The following is a 25314-nucleotide window of genomic DNA, read 5'->3' as shown; positions in this document are numbered from 1 at the left end:
CGTCCGTTCAGCGGCTCCGCCCCGACCGGGCGCGGGCCTCCGCTGGGCCGTCCGGGGCAGCGGACGGGTGACGCGCACCCGGTACCTGCGGTGCTCGCGCGCCACCGGCACCCCGCTCGCATAGCCTGCGCTCGGACGGCCGTCCCCCACCCCCCCGCGGCCCGGCAGCCGGCCCGGCAGCCGGCCCGGCACCGAGGAGGGGGGCCGCGGAGCGGATGGCCGGCAGACCGGCGGTCCGGGCAGACCGGCAGACCGCCGGACCCGGCAGACCAGAGGACAGGGGAGTACGTGGGCTCGTCAGCTTCGGCCGCACCAGGGCCCGCGCCGTCGGCCCGTCAGCGCCTGCGGGCCTGGCTGCTGGAGGGCCTGGTCGACCTGGCCAAACAGCACCCCGGCCCGCACGCGCAGGCCCCCGCGCACAAGGGCCAGCGCTGGTGGCGGGTGATGTGCCTGACCGGCCTGGACTACTTCTCGACCCTCGGCTACCAGCCTGGCATCGCCGCCCTGGCGGCCGGTCTGCTCTCTCCGGTGGCGACCATCGTGCTGGTGGTGGTCACCCTGCTGGGCGCGCTGCCGGTGTACCGGCGGGTGGCCCAGGAGAGCCCGCACGGCCAGGGCTCGATCGCCATGCTGGAGCGGCTGCTGTCGTTCTGGAAGGGCAAGCTGTTCGTCCTGACCCTGCTCGGCTTCGCGGCCACCGACTTCATGATCACCATCACCCTGTCGGCCGCCGACGCCACCGCCCACCTGGTGGAGAACCCGCACCTGCACAGCGCCCTGACCGGCCGGCAGGTGCTGATCACGCTGGTCCTGGTCGCCCTGCTCGGCGGGGTGTTCCTGAAGGGTTTCAGCGAGGCGATCGGCCTGGCCGTCGGCCTGGTGGCGGTCTACCTCAGCCTGAACGTGGTCGTGGTCGTGGACGGCCTCTGGCACGTCCTGCGCGACCCGGACCTGGTCACCGACTGGACGAGCGCGCTGACCGCCGAACACGGCAACGTGGTGGCGATGATCGGCGTGGCCCTGGTGGTCTTCCCGAAGCTGGCGCTCGGCCTGTCCGGCTTCGAGACCGGCGTCGCGGTGATGCCGCACATCGAGGGCGACCCGGACGACACCGAGGAGCGCCCCACCGGACGGATCCGCGGCGCCCGCCTGCTGCTCACCACCGCCGCGCTGATCATGAGCGTCTTCCTGATCACCACCAGCTTCATCACCACCCTGCTCATCCCCAAGGCCGCCTTCGAGCCCGGCGGCCCGGCCAACGGACGCGCCCTCGCCTACCTGGCCCACGAGTACCTCGGCAACACCTTCGGCAGCATCTACGACCTCTCCACCATCCTGATCCTCTGGTTCGCCGGTGCCTCCGCGATGGCCGGGCTGCTCAACCTGATGCCCCGCTACCTGCCCCGCTACGGCATGGCACCGGACTGGGCCCGCGCGGTGCGCCCGACCGTGCTGGTCCTCACCGGCATCGCCTTCCTGGTCACCTGGATCTTCGACGCGAGCGTGGACGCCCAGGGCGGCGCGTACGCGACCGGCGTCCTGGTGCTGATCAGCTCGGCCGCCATCGCCGTCACCATCGCCGCCCGCAAGGCGGGGCAGCACCGCTGGACCGCGGCCTTCGCCGTCATCGCGGCGGTCTTCCTCTACACCACGGCCGTGAACATCGCCGAGCGGCCGGACGGCGTCAAGATCGGCGCCTGCTTCATCGCCGCCATCATGCTGCTCTCACTGCTCTCCCGGCTCAAGCGGGTGTTCGAGCTGCGCGTCACCGACGTGTTCCTGGACGTGGTCGCCGAGCGCTTCGTCCGCGACTACGTCCACCGCCCGATCAGGCTGATCGCCAACGAGCCCAACAGCCGCGACCTCGCCGAGTACCGCGACAAGGCCCGGCAGATCCGGGAGGACAACGACATCCCCGCCGAGGACGACCTGGTCTTCGTCGAGGTGACCGTCCTGGACCCGTCCGACTTCGAGGCCGAACTGCGGGTCCGCGGCGAGGTGCTGCACGACCGCTACCGGGTGCTCTCGCTGGAGAGCTCCAGCGTGCCGAACGCACTGGCCGCGCTGCTGCTGGAGGTGCGGGACGTCACCGGGCAGCAGCCGCACATCTACTTCGAGTGGACCGAGGGCAACCCGCTCGCCCAGTTCCTGCGGTTCTTCCTGTTCGGCCACGGCGAGGTCGCCCCCGTCACCCGGGAGGTGCTGCGGGAGGCCGAACCCGACCGCACGCTGCGCCCCCGGGTCCACGTCGGCTGAGCGCCGCGGGGCGCCGCCCGGTCCGGTCTACCGGCTGGGGTGGGATCTGCTCCAGGCGGGGGCGACGAAGGCCACCAGGGCGACGGCGAAGCCGAGCTGCAGCGCGTGGCGGATCCAGTCGATCCCGCTGGTGTGGGCGACGCCGATCCAGCCGGCGACCGCGTTGCCGAGCCAGGCGCCGGCGGCGCCGAGCAGCATGGTCAGCCACCACGGGATCGACTGCGGCCCGCGCAGGATCAGTTTGGCGAGCAGACCCAGTACGAAGCCGATGAGCAGAATCCACAGGAGCTGGAACATCGCGGTCGACCTTTCCGTGGGCGGGGCGCCGGCCGCACAGGGCGCGGCCTCCCCATGATCGCCCCAATCGGCCGAACGGGCACGTCGGGAGCGCGCCGGGTGCGGCTCAGCTGCCCGGGTGGGTGAGGTTGGCGCCGGTGGCCGGGTCGAAGACGTGCAGCCGGTCGGTGTCGAGCCACAGCTCCAGCGGCGAGCCCTCGGCGGCCCGGGTGGCGGTGCCGATCCTGGCCACCACCTGCCGCCCGCGCGCGCCGGTGTCCGCCGCCCCGCTGTCCACCGCGAGCTCCGCCAGGCCGCCGGCGGCCGGTACCGCCTCGCCCTCCACCGTGAAGTGCACGAAGACGTCGGAGCCCACCGACTCCACCACCTCGATGTCGACCGTCGCCGTCCGGCCGCGCTGCGGGCGGCCGGTCTGCGGGGGCGCGAGCAGCGCCGCGTCCTCGAAGTCCTCCGGCCGGACGCCGACCACCAGCCGGCGCGGCGCGTCGGCCCGGGCGAGCCGCCGGCGGGCCCGGTCGTCCAAGGGCAGGTCGCCGAGGGCGGTGCGCAGCACGTCCTGCTCCAGCGAGGCGTCCAGGAAGTTCATGCCCGGCGAGCCGATGAACCCGGCGACGAACAGGTTGACCGGCTCGTCGTACAACTGCTGTGGCGAGCCGACCTGTTGGACGACGCCGCCGCGCATCACCACCACCCGGTCGCCGAGCGTCATCGCCTCGACCTGGTCGTGGGTGACGTAGACGGTGGTGGTGCCGAGCCGGCGCTGCAGCCGGGAGATCTGGGTGCGCATCTGCACCCGGAGCTTGGCGTCCAGGTTGGACAGCGGCTCGTCCATCAGGAAGGCCTTGGGGTCGCGGACGATCGCCCGGCCCATCGCGACGCGCTGGCGCTGGCCGCCGGAGAGGTTGGCGGGCTTGCGGTCCAGGTGCTCGGTGAGGTCCAGGATCCGGGCCGCCTCCTCGACCTTGGCCCGGACGACGGACTTCTCGGTCCTGGCCAGCCGCAGCGCGAAGCCCATGTTCTCCCGGACGCTCATGTGCGGGTAGAGCGCGTAGCTCTGGAACACCATGGCGATGTCCCGGTCCTTGGGTGCGCGGTCGTTGACCACCTGGCCGCCGATCCGCAGGGTGCCCGCGGTGATGTCCTCCAGGCCCGCGATCATGTTGAGGGTGGTGGACTTGCCGCAGCCCGAGGGCCCGACCAGGATCACGAACTCGCCGTCCGCGACGGTCAGGTCGATGTCGTGGACGGCGACCGAGCCGTCCGGGTAGCGCTTGGTGATGCCGTCGAGGACGATCTCGGCCACGCTCTGCCTTCCGCTCTGCCCGCCGGGGGCGGGCTCCTCCGGTGGACCCGCGGTGCGGGTGCCGGGTCTGTCTAGCCCTTGACCGCGCCGGCGGTCAGGCCGGCCACGATGCGCCGCTGGAACAGCAGCACGAACACCACGATCGGCACCGTGATCACCACGGCGGCCGCGGCGATCGAGCCGGTCGGCTGCTGGAACTGCGAACTGCCGGTGAAGAAGGCGATCGCCGCCGGGACGGTCCGGGCCGCGCTGGTGGAGGTCAGCGAGATGGCGAACAGGAAGTCGTTCCAGCAGAAGATGAAGACCAGGATCCCGGTGGTGAACACACCCGGCGCCGCCAGCGGCGCGATCACCAGCCGGAACGCCTGGGCGGGGGTGGCGCCGTCCACCTTGGCGGCCTTCTCCAAGTCCCACGGGATCTCCCGGAAGAAGGCCGACAGGGTGTAGATCGCCAGCGGCAGCGAGAAGGTCATGTACGGGATGATCAGACCGGGCCAGGTGTCGAAGAGGCCGAGCACCCGCTCGATGTTGAACAGCGGTGAGACCAGCGAGATCGGCGGGAACATCGCGATCAGCAGGGACATCCCGATCAGCAGCCGCTTGCCGGGGAAGCGCAGCCGGGCCACCGCGTAGGCGGCCATCGTGCCGAGCACCACGGCGATCGTGGTGGCGATCACCGCGATGCCGATCGAGTTGACCAGGGCGCGGGTGAACTCGGAGGTCCGGAAGATGCCGCGGTAGTTCTCCAGCGTCCACACCCGGGGGACGAAGTTCCCGTCGGAGAGCGTGCTCGGGTCCTTGAAGGAGAGCGCGGCGATCCACCAGACCGGGAACAGCGCGTACAGCACCACCAGCAGGTTGACCACGGCCCAGCCGCTCGCGGCGCGGGTCTGTCGGGCGGTCATCGGCGCTCCGTTTCGCCACCGGGCGCCGAGGCGCCGAACACCGTGATGAAGACCAGCGCGATGGCCGCCACGCAGAGGAAGATCAGCACCGAGATCGCCGAGCCGATGCCCAGGTTGAGGGCCGTGAACAGGTTGTCGTAGCCGAGGATCGACACCGAGCCGGTGTTGTTGGAACCGCCGGTCAGCACGTAGATGTTGTCGAAGACCCGGAACGCGTCCAGGGTGCGGAACAGCAGGGCGACCAGGATGGCCGGCTTCATCAGCGGCAGCACCACCAGGCGCAGCCGCTGGCCGAAGGTCGCGCCGTCCACCATCGCGGCCCGGACGGTCTCGCCGGGCACCAGCGCCAGCCCGGCCAGCAGCAGGAGGGCCATGAACGGGGTGGTCTTCCACACCTCGGCGAGGATGATCAGCCCGATCGCCTGCCAGTGGTCGGTCAGCGGCGCACTGCCCTCCGGCAGCAGGGCCGCGAGGTAGCCGGTGCCCGGGGTCCAGGCGTACTGCCAGGAGTAGGCGGCGACGACGGTGACGATGCCGTACGGGACGAGGACGGCGGTGCGCACCAGGCCCCGGCCGAACACCGCCCGGTGCATCACCAGGGCCAGCGCCAGGCCGAGGACCAGCTCGATCGCGACCGAGACCGCCGTGATCACCACCGTCACCCAGAGCGCCTGCCACCAGTACGGGGAGGACAGCACGGCGGCGTAGTTGGCGAACCAGACGAACCTGGCGTCCTGGGGGAAGCGCAGGTCGTAGCGCTGGAGGGAGAGGTAGACGGCGTAGCCGACCGGGTAGGCCGTCACCGTCGCCATCACCAGCACCGCCGGGGCGCAGAGCAGCCAGCCGAGCCGGCGCTCCTGGCGGGAGCCCGCGGAGAGCGCCTTCGGCGCCGCCCGGGCGGGGGCGGACGGACCGGCGGCGGGCGGGCCGCCCGTGGGCGGCCCGCCGGTGGGTGGGCCGCTGTCGGACGGCCCGGTGTCGGACGGACTGGTCACGGGATCAACCCCTTCGAGCCGAGCGCGTCCCTGAGCCGCCCGTCGAGCGAGGAGACGGTGCTCTCCGGCCGGACGGCCGAGGGCGGGGAGAGCGCGTGCGAGATGGCGATCGAGACGTTCTGGTAGGCGGGGGTCTGCGGGCGCACGGAGGCGGTGTCCAGGGCCGCCAGCACATCGGCGGCGAAGGGGTAGCTCGCCGTCAGCTCGGCGGCGGTGTACAGGCTGCGCAGCGAGGGTGGCAGACCGCCCTTGAGGGCGTTGACCAGCTGGTTGTCGCGGTTGCGCAGGCAGAGCGCGGCCTCCTGGGCGAGCTCGGGGTGGCGGCTGTAGGCGCCGACGGCGAGGTCGATCCCGCCGATCGTGACGGTCGCCGGGCGGTCGGCGGTCACGGCCGGGTAGGGCGCCCAGCGGAAGTGCGGGAGGAGGTCCGGCCGGTTGGCCTTCATGGACGGGTAGACGAACGGGTAGTTGAGCTCGAAGGCGGCCGTCCCGGACTCCATCGCCAGGCGGTTCTGGTCCTCCATCTGGTTGGCGAGCGAGGGGTCGGCGGCGGGGGAGTGCGCCAGGTCCCTGATCACGCCGGCCGCGGCGACCGCGGGCGGGCCGAGCGAGGGGGCGGTGGCGTCCGGGGTGAGCACCGACCCGCCGGCACTGGTCACCAGGGTGTTGAACCAGACCGTCAGCCCCTCGTACTGGGCGCCCTGCACCTCGACGTAGTGCGGCCTGCCGGCCTGGGCCAGGGCGTCCGCCTGGGCCAGCATCTCGGCCCAGGTACGGGGCGGCACGGGCACCAGGTCGTCGCGGTACCAGAGGAGTTGGGTGTTGGAGTTGTACGGGGCGGCGTACAGCCGGTCCTTCCAGGTGGCCGTCCGGACGGCGGCCGCGAGGGTGTCGGCGGTGGCCTGCTCGCGCATCGCGCCGGTCCACTCGCGGATCCAGCCGGCCTCGGCGAACTCGGGGGCCCAGGTGACGTCCAGGCCCATGATGTCCACGCCCGCGTCGTGCGCGGCCAGCCGGCGCACGAGCTGCTGGCGCTGGCCGTCGGCGGTGCGCGGCAGCCTGTCGTAGCGGATCGTGTAGCGGCCGCCGGAGGCCCGGCCGCAGGCGTCGGCGGCCTGCTGGAGGGCGCCGGAGTCGTCGGGGAAGTTGTACCAGTCGAGGGTGGCGGGGCCGGTCGACGCCCCGCCGCTGCCGCAGGCGGTGAGCGCCAGTGCCAGCACCAGCGCGAGCGCGGCGGTCCGGACGGTCCGGCGGGGACTCCTGCGGCTGCTGCGTCTCCTCGGCATCTCACTCCTGAACTCGCCGTCCGCACGGCCGGATTCGGGGCCCTGAGGCTGGACACGCTAGGGGGTCGTCCGGGTGCGGAGTGTGACCAAGGGTGCGACACGCTGGGCCGCACCCGGGGAGGGTGACCTCGCGGTCGGCCGGTCCATCGTCACCCGACCGTGAAGATGTCCATACAGCTTCGGGTCGACGGCCCGTCACCGACCCGCCATCCAACACCCGGGCGCCGTCCATCTGGGCCACGTACACATAACTGGTCTGGGCCACCTCAGCCCCCGCCCAGCGCCCGTGACCAAGGAGCCACCCCCCGATGAGCCCGATGCCCGAACTGTCGCGCCGCACCCTGCTCGGCGGCGCGGCGGCGGCCGCCGTCCTGTCCGCCCTCCCGCTCAGCGTGCGCGAGGCGCTGGCCGCGCCGGCCCGCCCCGGCAAGCTGGCCGACATCCAGCACGTCGTGGTGTTCATGCAGGAGAACCGCGCGTTCGACCACTACTTCGGCACGCTGCCCGGCGTGCGCGGCTTCGGCGACCGGACGGCGGTGCGCGGGGTCAACGGGCGCTCGGTGTTCCACCAGCCCGACCCGGGCCGCAAGGAGGGCCACCTGCTGCCCTTCCCGATGAACGCCGCACACACCAACGCCTACCAGCAGGGCGCCCCCGCCTTCGGCTTCGTCGACTCGATGAACGCCTGGAACGACGGCCGCGCCGACGGCTCGGTCACCCGCCGCTCCAGCGGCTGGCTCGGCCAGGGCTACTACGAGCCCGCCGACATGCCCTTCTACCACGCGCTGGCCTCGGTCTTCACGACCTGCGACGCCTACTACGCGTCGGTCCAGTGCAACACCAACACCAACCGCGAACACCTGATGACCGGGACCAGCGGCGGCACGGTGCGGGACACCCCGGTGACCGACAACACCGAGATCCCCGGCGGCTACGAGTGGACCACCTACGCCGAGCGGCTGCAGAAGGCCGGGATCAGCTGGAAGACCTACCAGGCGCTGGACAACTTCGACGACAACGCGCTCGCCTGGTTCACCCCCTTCGTCAAGTCCAAGCCGGGTGAGCCGCTCTACGAGCGCGGCATGCGCGCGGTCGGCGACCCGGCGAAGAAGAACGACCCCTTCGCGATGGGCGACGCCCTGGTCGAGGCGTTCACCGCCGACATCCAGGCCGACCAACTGCCCCAGGTCTCCTGGCTGATCGCGCCCGCCGCGCTCTCCGAGCACGCCAACTACGCCCCGCCGAACGGCGAGCACCTGACGGCCCGGCTGCTCGCCGCGCTCGCCGCCAAGCCGGAGGTGTGGGAGAAGACCGTCTTCATCCTCAACTACGACGAGCACGGCGGCTTCTTCGACCACAACCTGCCGCCCGTTCCGCCGCTGGCCGCCGGGCGCGGCAAGTCGACCGTCTCCGTGGACGGCGAGGTCGTCGTCCGGGTCTCCAAGGGCGGTTCGACCTACCACCGCGTGGTGAGCCAGGACGGCAAGTACCGGGTGAAGGCCGCCGACGGCTCGCTCACCTGGTCCGACACCCTGCCCGCGGGCGAGACGGTCGTCTCCGGCCCGTACCCGATGGGCCTGGGCGTGCGCGTCCCGATGGTCGTCGTCTCGCCGTGGACGCGCGGCGGCGTGGTCGACTCCACGGTCTACGACCACACCTCGGTGCTGCGCCTGCTGGAGCAGCGCTTCGGCGTCGAGGAGCCCAACATCAGCCCGTGGCGGCGCGCCGTCACCGGCGACCTCACCAACGTGTTCGACTTCTCCGGCCGCGACCCGCTCTGGCCGCAGCTGCCCGACACCAGCGGCAACCGGCAGAAGGTCGTCGACACCGGCAAGCTGCCCGCGCCCACCGTGCCCAACCCGCAGGTGTTCCCGCAGCAGCAGCGCGGCACCCGGGCCGCCCGGGTCAGCCCGTACAACCTGCTGGTCAAGCCGAGGCTGAAGGGCGACGAGCTGACCCTCGACTTCATCAACCAGGGCCGCCAGGGCGCCGTCTTCGCGCTCTACCCGGCCCCAGGGTCGGCGCCGCGGTACTACACGGTAGGCGCCAAGAGCCGGATCTCCGACGTCTGGAAGGTCGGCGCCGAGGGCTACGACCTGCGGGTGCACGGCCCGAACGGCGCGCTCTGGCACCTGCGCGGCGACGCCGCCTCCGCCTACGAGGTCTCGCTCTCCGAGGAGCAGAACGGCAAGGTGCTGGAGGTGGACGTGATCAACCGCTCGCGCACCGCCCAGACCTTCCTGGTCGGCGACCTCGCCTACGGCGACGGGCTGCGCGAGGTGCGGGTCGCGGCCGGCGACGACAAGACCGTCAACGTGAAGGTCGGACCGGAGGGCTGGTACGACGTCGCGGTGGGCGTCCGCGGCGAACTCGGCTTCCGCCGCCGGATCGCCGGGCGCTTCCCGTGGGACGGCGAGCACCTGCTGACCGACCCGGCGATGGGCCTGGCCGACCCGCTCGCCCTGGACGTCACGCTCAAGGCCGCCTCCACCACCATCGACGAGGCGATCCTGCTGCCCGGCCGCCCGGCCCGGGTCGCCGCCCGGTTCACCGCGACCGCCGCGCTGACCGCGATCGAGGCGCAGCCGGCCGTGCCGGCCGGCTGGACGGTCACCGCCGTCACCCCGCCGCCCGCCTCGCTCGCCGCCGGCGCCACCGCGACCGCCGAGTGGGAGGTCACCCCGCCCGCCGTGCTGCCGGACGGTGCCACCCACCGGATCCTGGTCACCGCCCGCGCGTCGGCCGGGGACCGCTTCGCCCTCGCCGACGGAGAGATCGCGGCCCGCACCGCCCCGGTGATGGCCGGTCACCTGCTCGGTGAGGACTTCGAGTCGCTGGCCGGCGCGCTGCAGCCGATCGGCGGCGTCCTCGGCTGGACGCCGCAGGCCCCGCAGGGCTGGTCGGTGGTCAACGCCCCCGGCATGCCGCAGGGCACCGTCCGGCTCCAGGGCTGGACCTTCCACACCAAGCGCGCCTGGTCCACCCCGGCCGGGCAGGACCGCGGCAACTTCGCCCGGGGCCTGGGCATCCTCGCGGTCGCCGACCCGGACGACTGGGACGACACCGGCGCGCCGTCGGGCAAGGGCAGGTTCGACTCCACGCTGGTCTCGCCGGTGGTCCAGATCCCGGCCGGCACGGCCACCCTGCACCTCGGCTTCGACTCGCACTACCGCCAGGAGGCCCCGCAGAAGGCGGCCGTCACCGCCGTGTTCGACAACGGCACCGAGACCCGCCTCGTCTACTACAGCAGCGACGCCACCGGCAACGACAACGCCGGCAAGGACGTCCAGAACACCTTCGTCACCCGGCAGTTCGCCGTTCCGGCGGGCGCCCGCTCGGTGACGCTGAAGTTCCGGATGTTCGACGCGGGCAACAACTGGTTCTGGGCGGTCGACCACGTCCGCCTGGACGTGCGGCCGATCGCGGGCTGACCCCCTCCGTCGGGTTCCGTCGAGGGACGGGGCCCGGCGGACGGGCCCGGCTCTCCCCGGTTGCTCCGGCCATGATGTGATCTGCTGTCAGCAGTGATCATCCGATGGTCGGGGCGGCCGGGTGGCCGGACGGGGGAGTGCGGGGATGTCGGCGGATTTCGAACGGGCGGCACGGCGGGACGGCCTGGTGCTGGACGAGGGGCAGCAGGCGGTCGCGGCCAGGCTGGCGGAGCTGGGCGAGGCCCTGGCCGCGGTCGGGGAGCCGGGCCGGCGGCGGTGGTTCGGCCGGGCGCGGGCCGAGCCGGTGCGCGGGGTCTACCTGTGGGGCTCGGTCGGGCGCGGAAAGAGCTGGCTGGCCGACACCCTGTTCGACACGGTGCGCGTGGACGGCAAGCGGCGGCTGCACTTCCACGACTTCTTCCGGCAGTTCCACGCCGCCTACGCCCGGCACCGGCACGAGCCGCGCGCGGGCGAACTCGCCGTCGCGGAGCTGCTGGGGGAGAGCCGGTTCCTCTACTTCGACGAGTTCCACGTGCACGACGCGGGCGACGCGATGCTGATGGGCCGGGTCGTCGAGGCGCTGCTGGCGCGCGGGACGGCGCTGCTGGCCACCTCCAACTACCCGCCGGCCGGCCTGCTGCCCAACCCCGTCTTCCACCAGATGTTCGAGCCGACCATCGCGCTGCTGGAACGCTCGCTGGACATCGTCGAGCTGACCGGCGGCCGCGACTACCGGGCCGCCCGGGACCCTCAGGCGGCGCGCTCCGGCTTCGCGGCCGGCCGCTACCTCTGGCCGGGTGACGAGCGGCAGCTCGCCGACGAGGGGCTGCGCCCGCCGGCCCCGGCCGAGCGGCGGACCGTCCCGGTCGGCCACGGCGGGGTCGAGGCCCTGGCGGTCCGTGAGGAACTGCTCTGGTTCGACTTCGCGGCCCTCTGCGACCGGCCGAACTCGACCATCGACTACCTGACCCTCGCCGACGGCGGACGCCCCTGGGTGGTCTCCGGCCTGCCCCGCCTCGCGGACGCGGGCCGCGACGCCGCCCAGCGCTTCGCCAACCTGGTCGACGTGCTCTGCGACCGCGGGGTGCGGCTCACCCTCGTCGGCGGGGCGCCACTGGCCGAGGTGCTCTCGGGTGACGGGCTGCCGCAGGACGTCAACCGCACGGCCAGCCGGCTGTCGCTGCTCGCCCAGGACGCGGCCCCGGCACCCCGGCACTGAACCGCCGCCGGCCCCGGACCTGGACCCGGGCGCGGGTGCCCGGGGCCGGGCTCTGCAAGGGGGAGATTCGCGCCGGGCGCCCGGTTGATCGGGCCGGAAACCCACTGTGCGCTGACGGCCCGTCACGAAAGGATTGCGTTGGCGCGGACATGCCGCGCCGGTGAGAGGAGCTGATCCCGTGACCCGTCTCCGGAACGTGGCCCTGACCCTCGGCTGTGCCGCCGCGGCCCTGACCCTGTCGATGACGACCGCGCAGGCGGCGCCGGGCGACACGACCGCGATCTGCGCGAACACGCTCACCCCGAGCGGCTGGGCCGACGTCCAGTGGTGGAACGACTACGGCTGCGGCTCCGGCTTCAACCCGAACATGAAGCGGATGATGCAGCTGACCGGCTACCCGGTCGGCACCGTTGTCAACGTCTGCGCCTCCTCGCTGCCGCCCGCCGGATGGCAGGAGGTCAGCACCTTCTACAGCGCCGGCTGCCGCTACTCCGCGGTGCCCAGCTTCAACAACAACTCCTGGCAGATCAAGCGCGTCTACTGACGGCCGCTCAGCCGGGTCGGCCGGGCGGGCGGCCGGATCGCCCGGATCGCCCGCCGCGGCGATCCGGGCGATCCGCCCGGGAGGACCCGTCCGCCCCGGGCGTGGCTCCGAACCACCGGTGCCACCGACCCGGGAGACTCCCCCCATGCACCCGCCACTGCTGCGCCTGACCGGCGCCGCCACCGCCGTCTACGGCCTCGCCGTCACCCGGCGCCCCGCCCTGCTGGCCGCGCCCTCCGGACTCAACGGCCCCGACGGCGCGCTGCCCGCACCGGTCGCCGCCTGCCTGCGCCCGCTCGCCTTCCGGGACGCCGCCTGCGGTCTGGCCATGCTCCTCGCACCCGACGACTCCGCGCTGCGGACGGCGACCCTCCTGCGGATCGCCGCCGACCTGGGGGACGCCGCCCTGCTGGCCACCGTGCTGCCGAAGCGCCGACACCGCGTCATGGCGGTGTCGGTCTCCGTCGGCTGGGGCGCGCTGTCGGTCGCCGGGCTGCTCCTCGGTCGCAAGCGGCCTACCACCGGGACCGATGGGCCGTGACGTGCGGTGGCACGCCGCGTCCGGCAGCTCCGGTAGCCGAGGCGACCGACGGCTCGCCGGGTACCTCCCTCACGGGATCTCTCAATCATTGAGAGATATGATCCGGCTGTCCGTCACCCGCCCCGCTACGAAGGGCGCTCCACGATGCTCACCGGCAGCCCCACCGCCCGGCGCCGCACCCGGTTGCTGATCCCGCTCGCCCTGCTGGTCGTCTGGCTCGGCCTGGGCGGCGCCTTCGGCTCGTACGCGGGCAGGCTCTCCCAGGTCTCCACCAACGACCGGGCCGCCTTCCTGCCGCGCAGCGCCGAGTCCACCGAGGTCGCCCGGCTCGGCGAGGGCTTCCAGACGGTCGGTGCGCTGCCGGTGATCGTGGTCTGGGAGAGCCGCGGCGGCGCCGTCGGCGCCGAGCAGCGCGGCGCCGCCGAACGGGCGCTGCGCGCGGCCGCCGGCCTCCCGGGCGCCACCGGACAGGTGTCGCCCGTCGTCCCCGCCGCGGACGGGCGGGCCCTGCAGGGAGTCGTCCAGCTCCGCTCCGACCTCGGCCGTGCAGTGGGCGACAGCATCCGGGACATCCGGCAGCTGGCGCAGCAGGTGCCGGACACCACCGTCGGCCTGACCGGGCCGGCCGCGATCGGGGCCGACCTCGGGAGCGCCTTCGCCGGGATCGACGGACTGCTGCTCGGGGTCGCCCTCGGCGTGGTGCTGCTGATCCTGCTCGCCGTCTACCGGGCGGTGCTGCTGCCGCTGCTGGTGATCCTCGGTGCGGTGTTCGCCCTCGGGATCGCCTGCGCGCTGGTCTACGTGCTGGCCGACCACGGCGCCGTCCGGGTGGACGGCCAGGTCCAGGGCCTGCTGTCGATCCTGGTGATCGGCGCGGCCACCGACTACGGCCTGCTGCTCTCGGCCCGGTTCCGCGAGGAGCTGCACCTGCACGGCGACCGCTACGCGGCGATGCGCACCGCCTGGCGGCAGTCCGTCGAGCCGATCGCCGCCTCCGGGACGACGGTCGCCCTCGGTCTGCTCGTGCTGCTGCTCTCCGACCTGACCAACAACCGGGCGCTCGGGCCGGTCGGTGCGATCGGGATCGGCTGCGCGGTGCTCTCCGCGCTCACCTTCCTGCCCGCCGCGCTGGTGCTGCTCGGCCGGGCCGCGTACTGGCCGGCCCGGCCCGCCGCAGACGGCAGGGCCCCGGTGCACGGCGTGTGGCGGCGGGTCGCCGCACTCGTCGGCCGGCGGCCCCGCGCGACCTGGGCGGCGAGCCTCGCGGTGCTCGCCGCCCTGGCGGCCTTCGCGCCCGCCCTGGACTCCGGCGGGGTGCCGCAGACCGAGCTGTTCATCAAGGAGCAGCCCTCGATCGTCGGCCAGCGGCTGCTCTCCGCACACTTTCCCGGCGGTTCCGGGAACCCGGCCGTGGTGGTCGCCTCGGCCGACCACGCCGAGGCCGTCGCGGTGGCCGCCGCCGTCCCCGGGGTCGCGGGCGTGCGTCCGTACACCGGCGGCGCGCCCGGCGGACCGCCGAAGGTGGTGGACGGGCGGATCCGGCTGGACGCCACGCTCGCCGACCCGGCCGACAGCGACGCGGCCGTCGCCACCGTGCGGCGCCTGCGGGCCGCGGTGCACGCCGTCCCGGGGGCGGACGCGCTGGTCGGCGGGTACACCGCGCAGCAGGGCGACACGAGGGCCACCGCGGAGCGCGACCGGGCGCTGATCGCGCCGGTGGTGCTGCTCTGCATCCTCGCCGTGCTGGTCCTGCTGCTGCGCTCGCTGCTCGCCCCGGTCCTGCTGGTGGCGACCGTGGCGCTCTCCTACCTGGCCACGATCGGGGTGAGCGCGCTGGTCTTCCCGCACGTGTTCGGCTTCAGCGCCACCGACCCCTCCGTCCCGCTGTACGGGTTCGTGTTCCTGGTGGCGCTCGGGGTGGACTACAACATCTTCCTGATGACGAGGGTGCGCGAGGAGTCGCGGCGGGTCGGCACCCGGGAGGGCGTGCTGCGCGGGCTGACCGCGACCGGCGGGGTGATCACCTCGGCCGGGGTGGTGCTCGCCGCGACCTTCGCCGCGCTCGGGGTGATCCCGCTGGCGTTCCTCGCCCAGATCGCCTTCATCGTCGCCTTCGGCGTGCTGCTGGACACCCTGCTGGTGCGTTCGCTGCTGGTGCCGGCGCTGGTCCGCGACCTGGGCGACCTGGTCTGGTGGCCCGCCCGGCCGCGCCCGGTGACGGTGCGTCCGCCCGCTCCCGAGCCGGTGGGCGATCATGTCTGAGCCGCCGCCCCGGTTAGGCTGAACGGGTAACAGCGCCGTACTCGACCGGAGAAGGTGACCTTGTCGGAGCAGTCGGAGCAGGAACCGCACCCGACCCCGTCGGCTCCGGGGCCGCCCGGGACCAGGACGCTCGGCGGACTCCTGCAGGGCCTGGCCTCCGAGATGAACCTGCTCGGCCACGGCTTCGCCGCCGCCAGCGGGCTGCACGCCACCGACGTCCAGGCGCTGCTCGCCGTGATGCGCGCCGGGTCCGGTGGGCCCGGCGACCCGGGCGGGATCACCCCGGGCCGGCTGCGGGAGGAGCTCGCCCTCACCTCGGGGGCGGTCACCGCGGTGCTGGACCGGTTGGAGCGGGCCGGGCACATCCGGCGCAGCCGGGACGCGGTGGACCGGCGCCAGGTGCTGGTGCACTACCAGCCCGGGGCCGGGCGGATGGCCGCCCAGTGGTTCGCGCCGGTGGCGCAGCGCACCGAGGCGGTCCGCGGCGAGTTCACGGTGGACGAGCTGGACGCGGTGGCGCGCTTCCTCGGGCGGATGACCGGTGAGCTGGAGGACCTGCGCCGCTCGCGCTGAACCGGGGGCGCAGGCCTACCCCGGCCGGCTTCCTGCCCGGCGGCCGCTCAGCGCATCGGCGTGATCCTGCTGCCGCCGTCGAGTACCGCCTCCACGCCGACGGTCGCGCGGGCCGGGCGCTCCACGGCGAGGGTGCGGTCCGGGGTGGGGCGGTCGGTGGACCAGTCCGGGCCCTTGACGGCGATCCTGGTCACCCGGCGGCTGCCGGCGGCGAGCAGGAACTCCGTGCCCTGCGGGGAGCGCCACCAGGTGAACCCGACGGTGTCCTGTTCGAACCGGCTGCACGCCCGCCCCGGTCCGCCGCCGGTGCGCTGCGCAGTCCGGGCGCCCGGCAGCAGCACGGCGCCCATGGCGCTGCCCTCGCCGTTCCAGCGGTCGGCCCGCAGGCAGACCCAGGACGCCGCGCCCGCGTTCTGCGGGAGCTGCTGCACGGCGAAGGCCCACAGGTTGAGCTGCTTGACGCCCGGCGTGCCGTCCGGCACCGTGCAGCCGCCGCGGGCCCAGGCCTGCAGCGCGTCCGGCCCGACCGCCTCGCGCGGCTCGCGCGGCGGCTGGGTGCGGTCCGGCGGCGGGGTGTAGGTGAGGTGGGCGGGGACGAGCCCGCCGAGGTCGGCCAGCAGGAAGGCGTGCTTCTCGGCGACGACGGGGGAGGAGCGCAGCTGGAGCACGGTGGCGCCCCGGCAGTCCGCGAGCGCCCCGACGGGGACGGCGGCCGTGACGCCCTCGGCGCGGTCCAGCGGCTTGGCCGGTGCGTCCGGCTGGTCGATCCGGCGGGTCTCGGAGCCCTCGACCCACGGCGCGAGCAGGTAGCGGGCGGCCGTGCCCTGACGGCGCAGCACCACCGCGGCCGCCGTGGTGACGTCGGAGTCGTCGGCCCGGGCGAGGTCCAGCCCGCCGCCGGGCCCGTCCGTGAAGCGGGCGAGGCGCTGCCCGTCGTACAGCACCACCACGGCCGTGCCGTCGACCGTCCCGGCGAACAGCAGCTGCGGCGGCCCGGCGGGCGGCGCGACGCCCGCCCCGGCCTCGGCCCTGGTCTGCGGACCGGCCTGGGCCCACGCCGCGAGGGCGCGGCCGAGCAGCGCGCCGTCCGTGCGGCGGTCGCCCCGGGCGGGCCAGGCGGCGAAGCCGAGCCGGGCCGTGTGCTGCCACTGGTCGGCGGCCACCCGGACCAGCCCCGCCTGGTCCGCCGCGGTGCCGGACGGCGGGGCGGGGAGCGGGTGGCGGGCGCCGGTGGCGGGCGCGCCGCCGTCCGAGCCGGCCAGTACGGCGGCTGTGGTGGTGAGCGCCAGCGCGGCGACGGCGAGCGAGGCGCCGAGGGTGCGGCGGCGGCGCAGCAGGTCGGTCGGCTGGACGCGCACCGCGCAGGGGTCGAAGGCGGGGAGCTCCGGATCGGGGCCGGCGGACAGCCGGGCGGCCTCGTCCACGTACTGGTCGGGGTACGCCACCCCGGCCTGCTGCAGCACCCCGGCGGCCCGGCCCGCCGGCAGCCGGTCGACCGTCAGCAGGGCGAAGGCGGCCCGGCCGGGCGGGTCCAGCGCGGCCAGCGCGCGGTCCAGGGCCGCGTCCTCCTCGCCGCCGCCGGGGGTGAACAGGCGCAGCCCCCAGACCCGCGGTGCGAGCAGCCGGTGGACCGGCCGCGGCCGGAGCACGGCCCGCAGCACCCGCAGCCGCAGGGCGGCGTACACCGGGTCCTCCTCGGGCTCCGGCGGCCCGTCCGCCCGCGGCCGGTCCGCCCGCAGGCCGTCCGCCCTGGTCCAGCGGGACGGCAGGGACCGCTGGACCACCGCGTGCGCGGCCAGCACCCGGCTGTGGCGGTCCCGGTCGGCGGGCAGCGCCAGGTAGGCCAGCCGGACCAGTCGGCGGTAGTGGCGGACCAGGGCCGCCTCGGCCCGCGCCACCGGACGCACGGACCCGGCCCGCTGCGGTGATCCGCCGCCGGTCTGTCGCGCCAACGGGACCTCCCCTGATCCGTGAGTTGAGTGATGGCGGACAGTCCAACGAGTCGATCATGTGATGGTTGCGCCGTCCGGGGCGCGCGTCGGGCCCGGGCTCGGAGCGCGACGTCGGGACCCGGCGTCGGGGCGCGGGCTCAGGACGCCGGCTCGGCCAGGGCGCGCTCGCTGATCCGACGGGACATCCCGCCGAAGACCACGGCGTGGAACGGCGCGACCGCCCACCAGTAGGCGTGTCCGGCCAGCCCGTGCGGGTGGAACAGCGCCCGCTGCCGGTAGCGGGCGCCGCCGCGCCCGTCCGGGGCGACCGACAGCTCCAGCCAGGCCAGGCCCGGCAGCCGCATCTCGGCGCGCAGCCGCAGCAGCCGGCCCGGCTCGATCTCCTCCACCCGCCAGAAGTCCAGCGAGTCGCCGACCCGCAGCCGCTCCGGGTCCCGTCTGCCCCGGCGCAGGCCGACGCCGCCCGCCGCCCGGTCCAGCCAGCCGCGCAGCGCCCACGCCAACGGGAAGGAGTACCAGCCGTGCTCGCCGCCGATGCCCTCCACCACCCGCCACAGCCGCGCCGGATCGGTCTCCACCGCCCGCTCGCGGACGTCCTGGTAGAGGCTGCCGCCGGCCCAGTCCGGGTCGGTGGGCAGCGGGTCGCTCGGCGCTCCCGGCAGCGAGGCGGACGACCAGCGGGTCGCCACCTCGGCGTCCCGGATCCGGCGCAGCGCCAGCCGCACCGCCTCGTCGAAGCCGGTCGGCCCGCCCGGCGGGTCCGGCACGTAGCGGGCGATGTCGTGCTCGGAGCAGACCACCTCGTGCCGCAGCGACTCCACCAGCGGCCGGGCGAGCCCGTTCGGCACGGGTGTCACCAGGCCCACCCAGTGGCTGGACAGCCGCGGCGTGAGCACCGGCACCGGGACGATCAGCCGGTGCGGCAGCTCGGCGACGGCGGCGTAGCGCTCCATCATGTCCCGGTACGTCAGCACCTCCGGCCCGCCGATGTCGAAGGTCCGGTTCACCTCCGGCGGCAGCGACAGCGCCCCGGTGAGGTAGCGCAGCACGTCGCGGACGGCGATCGGCTGGATCCGGGTGCCGACCCAGTTCGGGGTGACCATCACGGGCAGCCGCTCGGTCAGGTACCGGAGCATCTCGAAGGAGGCCGAGCCCGACCCGATGATCACTGCGGCGCGCAGCTCGGCGGTCGGCACCCCGCTCGCGCGCAGCACCCGGCCGACCTCGGCGCGCGAGCGCAGGTGCGGCGACAGCTCCTCCTGCGGGACCCCGGCCGGGGTGAGACCGCCCAGGTAGACGATCCGGCGGACCCCGGCCCGGGCCGCCGCCTCGCCGAAGGCCTGCGCGGCCGCCCGGTCGGTGGCCTCGAAGTCACGGCCGGTGCCGAGCGAGTGCACCAGGTAGTAGGCGGCGTCGATCCCCGCGAAGGCCCCGGTGAGGGTGTCGGGTCGGGTGACGTCCCCGGCGGCGGCCTCCACCCGGGCCCGCCACGGGTGGTCCCGCAACCGCCCCGGGTCGCGGGCCAGGCAGCGCACGGTGTGCCCGGCGGCCAGCAGCTCCGGGACGAGACGGCCGCCGAGGTAGCCGGTGGCGCCGGTGACCAGGCAGTTCAGGGCGGCGACGGGGGTGTTCGGGCTGTCCATGGCCGCTCCAGGGGCGCGTCGGGGCTGGTCGGGTGGACGGCCGCGCCCGGTCGGTCCGCCGACCCTCTCGCAGGATGCCGGGCGGGCGGCCGGGGTGCACCTCGGGGCCCCAGGCCCGGCGCGGCGCCGGCTGTGCGAGGCTGCGCCCGGCAGTGCGGCAGCGGCCCGGACCGTGGCAGCAGCCCGGACTGCGGCCAATCCGGCGGGGCACCGGCTCCGAACACCCGGTGCCCACGCCCGTACGACCCCCCGGTGCGCACCGCCGACCGGGGCGCTGGAGGACCGCATGTCAACGAACCGCCCGCCCGGGAGGCGGCCCGCCTGCCCCCGCCGCCGGGCCCGCGCCCTCCGTCACCGGGGGGCGCCGGCATGAGCAGCGTGGTGCACCTGGCCGCGCCGCAGCGCCGCGGACCGGACCTCAAGGAGCTGGTGGCCAGAACGGCGTTCGGCGACCAGGACGCGTTCGCGGCCCTGTACGACGCCGTGGCCGGCCAGGTGCTGGGGCTGATCCGCCGGGTGCTGCGCGATCCGGCGCAGTCCGAGGAGGTCGCCCAGGAGGTGATGCTGGAGGTCTGGCGCACCGCCGCCCGCTACCAGCCGGACCGCGGTGAGGTGCTGGCCTGGGTGCTGACGATGGCGCACCGCCGGGCGGTGGACCGGGTCCGGGCCGCGCAGGCCGCGGCCGACCGGGACCAGCGGGCCGCCGCCAAGGCGCACACCCCGGTCTTCGACGAGGTCGTCGAGCAGGTCGAGGGCCGACTGGAGCGCGAACAGGTCAGACGCTGCCTGCGGATGCTCACCGAGCTCCAGCGCGAGTCGGTCACCCTCGCGTACTACCGCGGCTTCTCCTACCGCGAGGTGGCCGACCTGCTCGCCACCCCGCTCGGCACCGTCAAGACCCGGATGCGGGACGGCCTGATCCGCCTGCGCGACTGCCTGGGGGTGGCGTCATGACCATCGCACCCGATCTGCACACGCTCACCGGGGCCTACGCCGCCCACGCGCTGCCCGCACCCGAGCGGGAGGCATTCGAACGCCACCTCGCCCAGTGCGGGGCCTGCGCGCAGGAGGTGGCGGAGTTCGCCGCGACGCTGGCCAGGCTCGGCGCCGCCGAGGCCGTCACCCCGCCCGCGGCGCTCAGGGCCCGGGTGCTGGCCGGGATCGGATCCGTACGACAGCTCGCCCCGAGCGGCCCGGCCCCGGACGGCACCGCGCCCACCGGGCGGACCGGGTGGCGCGGCCGACGCGGCCGGCTGCCGCGCCGGTGGCCCGGGCTCGGCCTGGCGGCCTCCGTCGCGCTCGCCCTTGCGCTCGCCGCCGCGCTCGGCGGCCTCGCCGTGCAGCAGCACGACCAGGCCCGGCAGGCCAGATCGCAGACGGCCCGGCTGCAGGAGCAGCAGGCGGCCCTCGGCGCGCTGATCACCGCCCCCGACGCCCGGACGGCCACCGCGGCCTCCGGGACCGGCGCGGGCGCGGTGATCTGGTCGGAGAGCAGGGACCAGGCCGGGTTCCTGGCCACCGGGATGCCCGCCCTCGCGGCCGGCCGGACGTACCAGCTCTGGTTCGACGACGAGGGCACGATGCGACCGGCCGGGCTGCTCCCCGGTGGCGACGGCGCCGTCCTGCTGACGGGCGGGATCAGCGGCGCCGCGGGCGTCGGGGTCACCGTCGAACCGGCCGGCGGCTCGCCGCACCCGAGCGGCCCGCCGGTGATGCTCCTGCCGTTCGGCTGACGGCTCCGCCGGGTGGACGATCCGGCTGACGGTCCCGCCTGCCGGTCCGCGCCCGCGACCGGCGGCGGGTCAGCCGCCCGCGCCCAGCACGATGTCCTCGTGCCGCTGAAGCTCCCGCCAGCGCCCCGGCCCCGGCTCCCCACCCGGGGCCGGGGGCGCCGGAACGGGCGGGGCCGGCAGCCGGTCGACCGCCGGGAGCGGACCCAGGTCGAGGCCGGAGATCTGGGCCACGTCGTGCACCGGCACCTGGAACGTCCGGTACGCACCCAGCGGCGGCGGCTGGTCGGCGGCCTCAGCCGCGGCCAGCGCGGCGGCCGAGTCCGGCAGGTCCGGGCTCTGGTCCAGCACGTACGCGGTGGAGGCCAGCGCACCGTCCTGGAGGAAGCCCGTCACCTTCCAGAACGCCAGCGGGATCTGCACCCCCCGGTACCGCGGGTCGTCCGGCCGCAGCACCGGGCCGGTCAGCACGACCAGCCGCCGGTCGGACTGTGCCGCGTTGGCCAGCAGGTAGTCCTCCAGGCCGGCCCAGAGCAGCTTGCCCTGGTTGAAGGCGGAGTGCTGCGGGGCGGCGTTGGTGAAGTGGAAGGTGTCGGCGTTGGCGGTGCGGACGTCGGCGTCGGCGCCCCAGACCGGGTCGAGCCGCCGGACCAGGTGGCCGCGGTCGAAGTCGTTGTCGGCGTAGAGCTCCTTGCCGGCCTGCTGCGCCTTCGGGACGCGCGGGTCCAGCCGCCACTCGCCATCCCGGTGGAGGTCGACCAGCTGAGCGCCGTCGATCGCCACCGCCGTCGCGGCGGCCAGCCTGCGGTCGGGTCTCAGCAGTACCGTGAAGTGCGTGTACGGGAGCGCGATCACGGCGATGCCCGGGTCGACGGGGAGCGGCAGCGGGACGACCGGCCCGAGGAACGCGGGGTCGTATCCGGCCCGCCCGTCCAGGTGTTCCGGAGCGGGTTCGGGAGAAGGGGTTGCCATGTGTCGATCTGTACCGGCCGTAGGCCCGGCGCGCCGCCGCGCCTACGCCGTCCGGGCGGCGGGGCCGACGGGTCCGGCGGGTCCGGCCGGGGTGGGCGCCGGGGGCCGGTCCGTGTGGTGCGTGTTCCCCGGCAGGGCCGTTGGTCCCGGGGATCCGGCCCCTTGGCCTCTGGCGGCGCCAGCGCCGGCGGGGGATGCTCCAGGGACCCGGCCGGACGACAGGTGCCCGGTCGGACGACGATCGTGGACGAGGTGAACGGCGTGCACCATGCCAACGTCGAATCGGTGATGACCAGCCCGGTGGTCGGGGTCGCCCCCGAGACGGGCTTCCGGGAGATCGTCGCGCTGCTGGCCGAGTACGACATCACCGGTGTCCCGGTGCTGGACGCCGACGGGCGGCCGCTCGGGATCGTCTCCGAGGCGGACCTGCTGCGCACCCTGGCCGCCCAGGAGGACCCGGGCAGCCTGCTGCCGGCCCCCGAGCTGCCGCAGAGCGGCCCGGACGGCGCCGTCACCGCCGCCGACCTGATGACCGGACCGGCCGTCTGCACCACGCCGGACGTCAGCGTGGTGGGCGCGGCCCGGCTGATGAGCCGGCACGGCGTGAAGCGGATCCCCGTCCTGGACGAGGAGGGCCGGGTGTTCGGCATGGTCAGCCGCGGGGACCTGCTCCGGGTGTTCCTGCGTGAGGACCGGGTGATCCGGCGGGAGATCGTCGAGGAGGTGCTCGGCCGGATCGAGGGCGTCAGCCCGGCGGAGGTCGGGGTCGAGGTCGACCAGGGCCGGGTGGTGCTCAGCGGGACGGTGCCGGAGCCGCACCTGGTGCCGATCGTGCTGAACCTCTGCCGCTCGGTGGACGGCGTGGTCTCGGTCACCGACCGTCTCGGCGGCAGCGGCGCTCCGGTGCCGGTGGCCTGACCCGGCGCGCGGCGCCGGGCCCGCGCGGATCCGGAGGGTCCGGTTCGCATACTGCGCAGCGTGGCGGGTAAGTGACCCTGCGTGTGCACCGGCGTCGGGCCGACGGCACGCAGGGGCACCCGGGGAGGCGGCCGTGGCAGTCGTATTCGATGCGGACTTCACTTCGACCAGGCAGTGGGTGGCGGGCCGCAGCAGCGCCTATCCCCGGATGGGGCCGACCAACCGGGGCGACCACAAGCTCGACTTCCTCAGCCGCGCGTACTGCCCCGGCGGCGTGTTCACGGCCACCCGGCGGCACGGCGGTGACCTGTGGACGTGCAGTCTGCTCACCACCGAGGGCAGCCCAGAGGGCTTCCAGGTGCGGACGGGGGACGCGCTGTCCGCCCGGATCACCCTCCCCGTGGAGCTGGGCGCCTGGCCGGCCATCTGGACCTGGCGGGACGGCGGCAACGAGGTGGACGTCTTCGAGTACCACCCCAACCACCCGGACCTGCTGGAGGTCTCCAACCACGTGCGCGGCGGCTTCCGGTACTGGCACGGCGCCGACTTCGGGATAGCCCCGGGCGCGACCTTCGACCTGCGGACCGTCCTGGGCGCGCGCTCGGTGAACTGGTACGTGGACGACACCCTCATCCACGCGGACCGGCGCGGGGTCGGCCAGGACTGGCACGCCTACCTGATCGTCAACCTCTCGGTGTCGGACGGCACCTACCACGACCGCCCGCCGCAGGACGGGCCGGACCGGCTCAGCTGGGCGTGCCACAGCCTGCAGGTCGAGCGCTGAGCGGCCCGGCGCGGGCGCGGCGCGGCGTGCGGGTCGGCCCGGTGGGGGAACGGCGCGGCGTGCGCGGTCGGCCGCGGGTCAGTACGGGGCGGGTCCGGCGGAGTCGGGCGGGAACGTCGCCGTGATGCTCCCGCGCGGGCCCGTCCGCTGGAACCAGACCACCCGGCGGTGCGAGCCGATGTACGCGGGGTGCGCCACGTAGAGGTCGTTGCGCGGGGCCCGCTCGTTGCCGGGGGCCAGGGCGGCGTCGACGGCGTCGGAGGCGATCTGGCGCAGCAGCGCGGTCGCCGTCGCGGTGGCCGCGGCCGGTGCGATGGCCAGGGCGGCGAGCTCGGCCCAGAGCCGCTCGGAGACGAAGGAGACCGGTGAGTTCCCGAGCGCCGGGTGCGGGTGCGGGTCCACGTACCGGCGCAGCACACCGGCCGCGACCAGCTGCTCGCGGTCGTCGGCCGGCCGGTGGGGGTCCATGCCCGCAACGCTACCCCGGTGCGGACGGCGGCCGGGGTGGTCACGCCCTCCGGGCGTCCTCCTCACGGCTCTTCACGCCGACCGTACCCCCGCGGGCGCACGATGGTGGTAAGGCCCTGCCCGGCCGATCCTGCCGGGCGCGATCGACCGGACGGGACCTGAGGCGCTGATCCCCTCGGCAGGCCTGGTCGGCCTGCGCTCCCTACGGAGGAGGCCGTGATGAGGAACTGGTACGGGCGTGGCCACGGCCACGGCATGAGCGGTTGGGGCTTCGGCCTGACGCTCGTCCTGATGCTGCTGGTCCTGACGGTGCTGGTGCTGGCCGCCGTCGCCCTGTTCCGCTATGTCTCGCGTACGCCTCGGCACGGGGCACCCGGTTCACCCGGTTCGGCCGGGGGCCCTGGGGCTCCGGGGCCTTGGGGAGTTCCTGGGGCGTCCGGGACTTCCGGGGCGTACGCCGAGTACCGTGCGCCGGGCGGCGCGCCCGGATGGCCCGGCGCACCGCCGCCGGAGCAGGTGCTCGCCGACCGGTTCGCGCGTGGGGAGATCGACGCGGAGGAGTACCGCCACCGGCTGGACACCCTGCGCTCCGCGAACGGCCCATGGCCTGGACCTTCTGCGCCTGGACCTTCTGCGCCTGGACCTTCTGCACCGGGACCGGCCGGGCCCGGGGCTGCGGGGCCCGGGGCATCCGGCCCCGGCTCCGGGGTGGGGCCGGGCGAGGGGTGAACCGCGGGCCGGGTCCGCCACACGAGCGTGCGGCGGACCCGGCCTGGAAACCACCCGATGCGGGGGTTTACTCGACCACGAGCTCCACGGGGATGTTGCCCCGGGTGGCGCGGGAGTACGGGCAGACCTCGTGCGCCTGCTTGACCAGCAGCTCGCCGTTCTCGCCCGCGAGGGAGTCGGGCAGCTCGACCCGCAGTACGACCGCCAGGCCGAAGCCGGCGCCGTCCTTGCCGATGGAGACCTCGGCCGTGACCGAGACCTCGCTGGTGTCGACCCGGGCCTGTCGGCCGACCAGGCCCAGGGCGCTCGAGAAGCAGGCCGCGTAGCCGGCCGCGAACAGCTGCTCCGGGTTGGTGCCCTGCCCGCTGCCGCCGAGGGCGGGCGGCATCGCCAGCGCCAGGTCGAGCTGGCCGTCGGAGCTGACCGCCCGGCCCTCCCGGCCGTTCGCCGTGGCCACCGCGGTGTAGAGCGCGTCCATAGGTCCGTTCCCTTCGATCCTGTCCTCG

The 25314-nt window shown here is 74.9% G+C and carries 21 protein-coding genes; 11 read left to right on the top strand and 10 right to left on the bottom strand.

Going from position 1 to position 25314, the window contains the following annotated elements; all coding sequences use genetic code 11:
• Nucleotides 1-288: 288 nt before the first annotated feature.
• Complete coding sequence (locus tag ACIGZJ_RS26070; RefSeq protein WP_396459486.1) at nucleotides 289-2256, top strand: amino acid transporter; 1968 nt, start codon at nucleotides 289-291, stop codon at nucleotides 2254-2256.
• 27 nt (nucleotides 2257-2283) lie between these two features.
• Here ACIGZJ_RS26070 and ACIGZJ_RS26065 read toward each other — a convergent pair whose 3' ends face one another.
• The 5 genes from ACIGZJ_RS26065 to ACIGZJ_RS26045 all read right to left on the bottom strand — a co-directional run bounded on the left by ACIGZJ_RS26065 (nucleotide 2284) and on the right by ACIGZJ_RS26045 (nucleotide 7042).
• Nucleotides 2284-2553, bottom strand: coding sequence for a GlsB/YeaQ/YmgE family stress response membrane protein (locus ACIGZJ_RS26065; RefSeq protein ID WP_396459485.1), 270 nt, complete (start codon nucleotides 2551-2553; stop codon nucleotides 2284-2286).
• 106 nt (nucleotides 2554-2659) lie between these two features.
• Nucleotides 2660-3856 (bottom strand): ABC transporter ATP-binding protein, encoded by a 1197-nt coding sequence (locus ACIGZJ_RS26060; RefSeq protein WP_396459484.1) that lies wholly within the window; start codon nucleotides 3854-3856, stop codon nucleotides 2660-2662.
• Nucleotides 3857-3927: 71 nt separating this feature from the next.
• On the bottom strand, nucleotides 3928-4761 hold the full coding sequence (locus tag ACIGZJ_RS26055; RefSeq protein ID WP_392938372.1) for a carbohydrate ABC transporter permease: 834 nt from the start codon (nucleotides 4759-4761) through the stop codon (nucleotides 3928-3930).
• A complete protein-coding gene (locus tag ACIGZJ_RS26050) occupies nucleotides 4758-5756 on the bottom strand; it encodes a carbohydrate ABC transporter permease (protein ID WP_396459483.1) in 999 nt (332 codons plus the stop codon). The genes ACIGZJ_RS26055 and ACIGZJ_RS26050 overlap by 4 nt, the downstream gene beginning before the upstream one ends.
• A complete protein-coding gene (locus ACIGZJ_RS26045) occupies nucleotides 5753-7042 on the bottom strand; it encodes an ABC transporter substrate-binding protein (protein ID WP_396459482.1) in 1290 nt (429 codons plus the stop codon). The genes ACIGZJ_RS26050 and ACIGZJ_RS26045 overlap by 4 nt, the downstream gene beginning before the upstream one ends.
• Nucleotides 7043-7350: 308 nt before the next feature.
• Here ACIGZJ_RS26045 and ACIGZJ_RS26040 point away from each other — a divergent pair, with 308 nt between their 5' ends.
• From ACIGZJ_RS26040 to ACIGZJ_RS26015, 6 genes are all read left to right on the top strand, one after another.
• Complete coding sequence (locus ACIGZJ_RS26040) at nucleotides 7351-10473, top strand: phosphocholine-specific phospholipase C (RefSeq protein ID WP_396459481.1); 3123 nt, start codon at nucleotides 7351-7353, stop codon at nucleotides 10471-10473.
• 145 nt (nucleotides 10474-10618) lie between these two features.
• On the top strand, nucleotides 10619-11692 hold the full coding sequence (gene zapE, locus ACIGZJ_RS26035) for a cell division protein ZapE (RefSeq protein WP_396459480.1): 1074 nt from the start codon (nucleotides 10619-10621) through the stop codon (nucleotides 11690-11692).
• A gap of 178 nt (nucleotides 11693-11870) precedes the next feature.
• Nucleotides 11871-12236, top strand: coding sequence for a hypothetical protein (locus tag ACIGZJ_RS26030; protein ID WP_396459479.1), 366 nt, complete (start codon nucleotides 11871-11873; stop codon nucleotides 12234-12236).
• 145 nt (nucleotides 12237-12381) lie between these two features.
• Nucleotides 12382-12777, top strand: coding sequence for a hypothetical protein (locus ACIGZJ_RS26025; RefSeq protein ID WP_396459478.1), 396 nt, complete (start codon nucleotides 12382-12384; stop codon nucleotides 12775-12777).
• A 144-nt stretch (nucleotides 12778-12921) separates the two neighbouring features.
• Nucleotides 12922-15039 carry an MMPL family transporter gene (locus ACIGZJ_RS26020; protein WP_396459477.1) on the top strand — a complete coding sequence of 706 codons (2118 nt, stop codon included), beginning with the start codon at nucleotides 12922-12924 and terminating at the stop codon, nucleotides 15037-15039.
• Nucleotides 15040-15099: 60 nt separating this feature from the next.
• Nucleotides 15100-15612, top strand: a complete 513-nt coding sequence (locus ACIGZJ_RS26015; protein WP_396459476.1) for a MarR family winged helix-turn-helix transcriptional regulator — start codon at nucleotides 15100-15102, stop codon at nucleotides 15610-15612.
• Between the two features lie 47 nt (nucleotides 15613-15659).
• Here the strand turns inward: ACIGZJ_RS26015 and ACIGZJ_RS26010 are convergent, their stop codons facing one another.
• Both ACIGZJ_RS26010 and ACIGZJ_RS26005 read right to left on the bottom strand, forming a co-directional pair.
• On the bottom strand, nucleotides 15660-17564 hold the full coding sequence (locus tag ACIGZJ_RS26010) for a hypothetical protein (RefSeq protein WP_396459475.1): 1905 nt from the start codon (nucleotides 17562-17564) through the stop codon (nucleotides 15660-15662).
• 137 nt (nucleotides 17565-17701) lie between these two features.
• Complete coding sequence (locus ACIGZJ_RS26005) at nucleotides 17702-19207, bottom strand: SDR family oxidoreductase (RefSeq protein ID WP_396459474.1); 1506 nt, start codon at nucleotides 19205-19207, stop codon at nucleotides 17702-17704.
• A 369-nt stretch (nucleotides 19208-19576) separates the two neighbouring features.
• Here ACIGZJ_RS26005 and sigK point away from each other — a divergent pair, with 369 nt between their 5' ends.
• Nucleotides 19577-20161: an ECF RNA polymerase sigma factor SigK gene (gene sigK / locus ACIGZJ_RS26000; protein ID WP_396459473.1), complete on the top strand. Its 585-nt coding sequence runs from the start codon at nucleotides 19577-19579 to the stop codon at nucleotides 20159-20161.
• Complete coding sequence (locus ACIGZJ_RS25995; protein ID WP_396459472.1) at nucleotides 20158-20940, top strand: anti-sigma factor domain-containing protein; 783 nt, start codon at nucleotides 20158-20160, stop codon at nucleotides 20938-20940. The genes sigK and ACIGZJ_RS25995 overlap by 4 nt, the downstream gene beginning before the upstream one ends.
• 69 nt (nucleotides 20941-21009) lie before the next feature.
• Here the strand turns inward: ACIGZJ_RS25995 and ACIGZJ_RS25990 are convergent, their stop codons facing one another.
• Nucleotides 21010-21909, bottom strand: coding sequence for a DNA/RNA non-specific endonuclease (locus tag ACIGZJ_RS25990; RefSeq protein WP_396459471.1), 900 nt, complete (start codon nucleotides 21907-21909; stop codon nucleotides 21010-21012).
• A 243-nt stretch (nucleotides 21910-22152) separates the two neighbouring features.
• Between ACIGZJ_RS25990 and ACIGZJ_RS25985 the strand changes: the two genes are divergently transcribed.
• Nucleotides 22153-22827, top strand: coding sequence for a CBS domain-containing protein (locus ACIGZJ_RS25985; protein ID WP_396459470.1), 675 nt, complete (start codon nucleotides 22153-22155; stop codon nucleotides 22825-22827).
• Nucleotides 22828-22960: 133 nt separating this feature from the next.
• Nucleotides 22961-23611 carry a beta-glucanase gene (locus ACIGZJ_RS25980; protein WP_392938334.1) on the top strand — a complete coding sequence of 217 codons (651 nt, stop codon included), beginning with the start codon at nucleotides 22961-22963 and terminating at the stop codon, nucleotides 23609-23611.
• 78 nt (nucleotides 23612-23689) lie between these two features.
• Here ACIGZJ_RS25980 and ACIGZJ_RS25975 read toward each other — a convergent pair whose 3' ends face one another.
• Nucleotides 23690-24079: a hypothetical protein gene (locus ACIGZJ_RS25975; RefSeq protein ID WP_396459469.1), complete on the bottom strand. Its 390-nt coding sequence runs from the start codon at nucleotides 24077-24079 to the stop codon at nucleotides 23690-23692.
• Nucleotides 24080-24875: 796 nt separating this feature from the next.
• Nucleotides 24876-25286 carry an organic hydroperoxide resistance protein gene (locus ACIGZJ_RS25970; RefSeq protein ID WP_392938330.1) on the bottom strand — a complete coding sequence of 137 codons (411 nt, stop codon included), beginning with the start codon at nucleotides 25284-25286 and terminating at the stop codon, nucleotides 24876-24878.
• Nucleotides 25287-25314 lie beyond the last annotated feature (28 nt).

The organism is Kitasatospora sp. NPDC052868, assembly GCF_044547105.1.
Classification (GTDB): domain Bacteria; phylum Actinomycetota; class Actinomycetes; order Streptomycetales; family Streptomycetaceae; genus Kitasatospora.
This window is presented reverse-complemented; position numbering and strand designations above follow the sequence as displayed.

Excerpts from the sequence above, each read along its gene's own strand:
- ACIGZJ_RS25975 (WP_396459469.1), bottom strand. The coding sequence starts at position 24,079 with ATGGACCCCCACCGGCCGGCCGACGACCGCGAGCAGCTGGTCGCGGCC.
- ACIGZJ_RS26025 (WP_396459478.1), top strand. The coding sequence starts at position 12,382 with ATGCACCCGCCACTGCTGCGCCTGACCGGCGCCGCCACCGCCGTCTAC.
- zapE (WP_396459480.1), top strand. The coding sequence starts at position 10,619 with ATGTCGGCGGATTTCGAACGGGCGGCACGGCGGGACGGCCTGGTGCTG.
- ACIGZJ_RS26065 (WP_396459485.1), bottom strand. The coding sequence starts at position 2,553 with ATGTTCCAGCTCCTGTGGATTCTGCTCATCGGCTTCGTACTGGGTCTG.
- ACIGZJ_RS26045 (WP_396459482.1), bottom strand. The coding sequence starts at position 7,042 with ATGCCGAGGAGACGCAGCAGCCGCAGGAGTCCCCGCCGGACCGTCCGG.
- ACIGZJ_RS25995 (WP_396459472.1), top strand. The coding sequence starts at position 20,158 with ATGACCATCGCACCCGATCTGCACACGCTCACCGGGGCCTACGCCGCC.
- ACIGZJ_RS26040 (WP_396459481.1), top strand. The coding sequence starts at position 7,351 with ATGAGCCCGATGCCCGAACTGTCGCGCCGCACCCTGCTCGGCGGCGCG.
- ACIGZJ_RS26055 (WP_392938372.1), bottom strand. The coding sequence starts at position 4,761 with ATGACCGCCCGACAGACCCGCGCCGCGAGCGGCTGGGCCGTGGTCAAC.
- sigK (WP_396459473.1), top strand. The coding sequence starts at position 19,577 with ATGAGCAGCGTGGTGCACCTGGCCGCGCCGCAGCGCCGCGGACCGGAC.
- ACIGZJ_RS25970 (WP_392938330.1), bottom strand. The coding sequence starts at position 25,286 with ATGGACGCGCTCTACACCGCGGTGGCCACGGCGAACGGCCGGGAGGGC.
- ACIGZJ_RS26005 (WP_396459474.1), bottom strand. The coding sequence starts at position 19,207 with ATGGACAGCCCGAACACCCCCGTCGCCGCCCTGAACTGCCTGGTCACC.
- ACIGZJ_RS25990 (WP_396459471.1), bottom strand. The coding sequence starts at position 21,909 with ATGGCAACCCCTTCTCCCGAACCCGCTCCGGAACACCTGGACGGGCGG.
- ACIGZJ_RS26020 (WP_396459477.1), top strand. The coding sequence starts at position 12,922 with ATGCTCACCGGCAGCCCCACCGCCCGGCGCCGCACCCGGTTGCTGATC.